Genomic DNA, 4,887 nt, shown 5'->3' on the forward strand with positions numbered 1-4,887 from the left:
CCCCGCAACGGCACCCGCACACGCGGCGCCGACGGCCGCTTCCGCCCGGTCCGCGCCGAACAGGCCGGCGCCGCCCGCGCCGACGCCCCCGACACCGACCCGGCCGCGGCCTCCTCCGGGCTGGACGAGGTCCTCGACTCCGCCGGCCCGTCCACCGAGACGGACGGCCCAGCTGCCGGTGGGGTGCGGCCGCGGCCGCAAGAGGGACGGGCGGCCGGCGGCGAGCCGGACGAGGAACGGCCTGCTCCCCCGCCGCTGCCGGAGGACCGGTTCCTCAACCGGGAGCTGTCCTGGCTCGACTTCAACGCCCGGGTGCTCACGCTCGCCGAGGACCAGCGCACCCCGCTGCTGGAGCGGGCCAAGTTCCTCGCCATCTTCGCCAGCAACCTCGACGAGTTCTACATGGTGCGGATCGCGGGGCTGAAGCGCCGCCTCTCCGCCGGCCTTCCGGTACGCGGCGGCGACCGGCTGCCCCTGCGTACCCAGCTGGAGCTGATCGCCGAGCGGACCGCCGAACTGGTCGCCCGGCACGCCGCCTGCTTCGTCGACGACGTGCTGCCCAAGCTGGCCGACGAGAGCATCCGCATCCTGCGCTGGGGCGACCTGGGCGACGCCGAGCGGGAGCGGCTGCGCACCTACTTCCGGGAAGCCATCTTCCCGGTGCTGACCCCGCTCGCGGTGGACCCGGCGCACCCGTTCCCGTACATCTCCGGGCGGTCGCTGAACCTGGCCGTGGCGGTCCGCGACCCGGACGGTGGTTCCGAGCTGTTCGCCCGGGTGAAGGTGCCCAACAACGTTCCCCGCTTCGTACGGGTGGACCGGGACCAGCCGGGCGTGCGGATGGTGCCGGTGGAGGACCTGATCTCGGTGCACCTGGGGCAGCTGTTCAGCGGCATGCAGGTGGTCGAGTGTCATCTCTTCCGGGTCACCCGTAACGCCGAGGTGGAGGTCGACGAGGACCGCGACGAGGACCTGCTCCAGGCCCTGGAACGGGAGCTGGCGCGGCGCCGGTTCGGCCCGCCGGTCCGGTTGGAGGTGGCCGCCTCGATCTCCGATCACATGCTGGACCTGCTCGTCCGGGAACTGGACATGGACGACCAGGATGTGCTGCGGGTGCCCGGGCTGCTGGACCTCTCCGCGCTCTGGCAGGTCTACGGCGAGGCGGACCGGCCGGACCTCAAGGACCCGCCGTTCGTGCCGGCCACCCATCCCCGGCTCGCCGAGGGTGAGGTGCCGCGCAGCGTCTTCGCCACCCTGCGCGACGGGGACATCCTGGTGCACCACCCGTACCACTCGTTCGCCACCAGCGTGCAGCGCTTCATCGAGCAGGCCGCGGCCGACCCGAACGTGCTGGCCATCAAGCAGACCCTCTACCGCACCAGCGGTGACTCGCCGATCGTGGACGCGCTGGTCGACGCGGCCGCCGCCGGCAAGCAGGTGGTGGTGCTGGTGGAGGTGAAGGCCCGGTTCGACGAGGTGGCCAACATCGGCTGGGCCCGCACCCTGGAACGCGCCGGCTGCCACGTGGTGTACGGCCTGGTCGGCCTCAAGACGCACTGCAAGACCGCGCTGGTGGTCCGGCAGGAGGGCAACCAGATCCGCCGCTACTGCCACATCGGCACCGGCAACTACCACCCGAAGACCGCGCGGCTGTACGAGGACTTCGGCATGCTCACCGCCGATCCGGAGGTCGGCGCCGATCTCACCGACCTGTTCAACGTGCTCACCGGCTACAGCCGGCAGACCGCCTACCGGCGGCTGCTGGTCGCCCCGCAGGGCATCCGCAGCGGCCTGATCGAGCGGATCGAGCGGGAGATCTCGCACGTCCGCCTCGGCATGCCCGGCCTCGTCCAGTTCAAGGTCAATTCACTGGTCGACGAGGGGGTGACCGACGCGTTGTACCGGGCCTCCCAGGCCGGTGTGCACGTGGACCTGCTCATCCGGGGCATGTGCACGCTGCGCCCCGGGGTGCCGGGGCTGTCGGAGAACATCCGCGTCCGCTCGATCCTCGGCCGGTTCCTGGAGCACTCCCGCATCTTCCGGTTCGGCAACAACGGCAACGCCGAGTTCTGGATGGGCTCGGCGGACCTGATGCACCGCAACCTGGACCGGCGGGTGGAGGCGCTGGTGCAGGTGAGCGACCCGGTGGCGCGAGCGGAGCTGGACCAGGTGCTGAACCTGGCGATGAGCCCCGACGTGGACGCGTTCGAGCTGGCCGGTGACGGCTGTTGGAGCCGGCGTACCGGTGGCGACGAGGCGACCCGGCAGCATCTCCAGGAACTGCTGCTGCGCCGCGTCGGTGGCACCGCCGGCTGACCGGGTCGCGGCATAGGCTGACCTGATGGTGGAGGAGGAGCAGAAGCACGAGGTGGACGACGCCTACGTGCTGCCGGACCTGTCCGCCACCACCCCGGCCGGTGGGCGGGTCCGCGCGCTGCCGCCGGTGACGTTGGTCGCCCGCTACCTCGACACCGTCGACCTGCGCCTCGCCCGGGCCGGCGCCTCGCTGCGCCACCGCCGGGGCGACGATCTGCCCTGGACGGTGAAGCTGCCCACGTCGACACCCGGCGTCCGGCACGAGATCTCCCGCCCCGGGCCGGTCGGGCAGCCACCGCCGGAGCTGGTGGAGCTGGTCACCGCCCTGCACCGGGGAGCGCCGCTGGCGCCGGTGACGGTGGTGCGGACCGTCCGGCACGCCCACGAGGTGTGTGACAGGGCCGGCACCGTGCTCGCCGAGGTGGTCGACGACCGGGTGACCGTGCTCGACGACGCCGGCGCCACCACCGGCGCCTTTCGCGAGCTGGAGGTGGAGCTCAAGGCCGGCGACCGCACACTGCTGGACCGGATCGGCGCGGTGCTGCGGGAGGCCGGCGCGCGGGGCGGAACGTTCGTTCCGAAGCACGTACGCGCGCTGGGCGCGGCGGCGCAGGCCGAGCCGGACCTGGTCGCACCGGCCGGGCTGCCGGCCGACCCGAGCGCGGGAGACGTCGTGACCGAGGCGGTCCGCAAGGAAGTCCGCCGCCTGCTGGCGCACGACCCGCTGGTCCGGCTGCACGCCCCGGGCGGCGGCGGTGACAGCGCCGTCCACCAGATGCGGGTCGCCTGCCGGCGGCTGCGCACCGACCTGCGCACCTTCGCGCCGCTGGTCCGCAAGAGCTGGTCCCGTTCCCTGCGGGCCGAGCTGCGCTGGCTGGCCGACGTGCTCGGCGCGGCCCGCGACGCCGAGGTGCTGCGTGACCGGCTGCGGCGCACCGCGACCGCCGATCCGCTCAGCCCACTCGACCCGGGCGCGGTGGACCGGCTGGACGCGGCGCTCGCCGAACGGCAGCGCCTGGCACTGGCCGCGGTGCACGAGGCGCTGCGCTCCCCGCGCTACCGGGCCCTGGTGGACGCCCTGGTGCTGGCCGCCCGCGCCCCCCGGCTCACCCGCCGGGCGGCCGCACCGGCGGAGCGGGCGCTGCCCGGGCTGGTGGCCCGCCCGTGGCGACAACTGACCGGGCCGGACGGCGTCCACGCCCTCGACCCACTCGCCCCCGACGACCGCTGGCACACCGTGCGCAAGGAGGGCAAGCAGGCCCGGTACGCGGTCAACGCGGTGGTCCCGGCCCTCGGCAAGGGCCCGCGCCGGCTGGCCCGGGCGCTGGCCCGGGTTCAGGACGTGCTGGGCGAGCACCAGGACGCCGCCGTCGCCGCGGACACCTGGCTGGCGCTCGCGGCCGGCCGCCCGGACGACCACGAGCTGGCGGTCACCGCCGGCCGGCTGGCCGAACGGGAACGCGAGACGGTACGCCGAATGCGCGCCCGCTTCCCCGCCGTCTGGCACAGGGCGACCCGGCGACGGCGGACCCGATGGCTGCCGTGACCGGCATCCGGGCGGCCGGTGGGGTGGCCTGGCGACCGACCGCCGACGGTGTGCAGGTCTGTGTCGTGCACCGTCCGCGCTACGGGGACTGGACGCTGCCGAAGGGCAAGCTGGAGCCGGGCGAGCACCCGCTGGTCGCGGCGGTACGCGAGGTGGCCGAGGAATCCGACGTGCAGGGCGTGCCGCAGGTGCGGCTGCCGTCGGTGCGCTACCGCAGCGAGGGCCAGCCGAAGCTGGTCGACTACTGGTCGATGCTCGCGGTGGGCAGCGGCGGCTTCCAGCCCGGCACGGAGGTGGACGACGTGCGCTGGGTCGCCGTGGACGACGCGATCCGGTTGGTCAGCTACCCGCACGACGCCGAGGTGCTGGGCGCGTTCGCCGCGCTGCCACCGGTGACCGGGACGGTGGCGCTGCTGCGGCACGGGCACGCCGGCAAGCGGGCCACCTGGACCGGGCCGGACACAGGCCGGCCGCTGGACGCCGAGGGATGGGCCCAGGCGTACGCGTTGGCCGCCCTGGTCGCCCTGGTCCGGCCGGCCCGTCTGGTGTCGGCCTCACCGCGCCGCTGTGTGCAGACCCTGGACCCGGCTGCCGCGCTGCTCGACCTGCCGATCGAGATCTGCGGCGATCTGGACGAGCCGCAGCCGGGCCAGCAGCTCGACGAGCAGGTCCTCGCCACCGCCGCCCGGCTGCTGGAGCTGGTCGGCGCCGGCGGGCGGGTGGCGGTGTGCAGCCAGGGCAAGGTGCTGCCGGGCGCGTTGGAGCAGCTGACCGGCCGCGTCGACGAGGACTTCACCACGCCGAAGGGCGGTGGCTGGCTGCTCGCCTTCTCCGCCGACCGGCTGCTCTCCGCCGACCGCCTGTAGCCGCCGCCGACCGCCTGTAGCCGCCGCCCGACTGCGGTCTCCGGCGTGCGGCCGTCGCCTTCGTGATCCACCCGGTATCGGCGATGTCGGGGCGTCCCGCTGGCCTGGACAACCCGAGATCGCCGATCCGGAGTGGATCAGGCGCGGGGTCAACGGGGT

3 protein-coding genes are annotated in these 4,887 nt (G+C 74.3%); all 3 read left to right on the forward strand.

All coding sequences use genetic code 11. The features are described from left to right. A partial coding sequence (locus EAD98_RS01025) for an RNA degradosome polyphosphate kinase (RefSeq protein WP_121652216.1) occupies positions 1 to 2,316 on the forward strand: 2,316 nt, incomplete at its 5' end. Positions 2,317 to 2,341: 25 nt separating this feature from the next. Then, positions 2,342 to 3,862: a CYTH and CHAD domain-containing protein gene (locus tag EAD98_RS01030; protein WP_121652217.1), complete on the forward strand. Its 1,521-nt coding sequence runs from the start codon at positions 2,342 to 2,344 to the stop codon at positions 3,860 to 3,862. Then, positions 3,850 to 4,728 carry an NUDIX hydrolase gene (locus EAD98_RS01035; protein ID WP_121652218.1) on the forward strand — a complete coding sequence of 293 codons (879 nt, stop codon included), beginning with the start codon at positions 3,850 to 3,852 and terminating at the stop codon, positions 4,726 to 4,728. The genes EAD98_RS01030 and EAD98_RS01035 overlap by 13 nt, the downstream gene beginning before the upstream one ends. Positions 4,729 to 4,887 lie beyond the last annotated feature (159 nt).

This window comes from Micromonospora sp. CV4, from assembly GCF_003667455.1.
Taxonomy (GTDB): Bacteria; Actinomycetota; Actinomycetes; order Mycobacteriales; family Micromonosporaceae; genus Micromonospora.

What these genes read in the sequence shown, in the direction of transcription:
- EAD98_RS01030 (WP_121652217.1), top strand. Translation starts at nt 2,342, where the DNA reads ATGGTGGAGGAGGAGCAGAAGCACGAGGTGGACGACGCCTACGTGCTG.
- EAD98_RS01035 (WP_121652218.1), top strand. Translation starts at nt 3,850, where the DNA reads ATGGCTGCCGTGACCGGCATCCGGGCGGCCGGTGGGGTGGCCTGGCGA.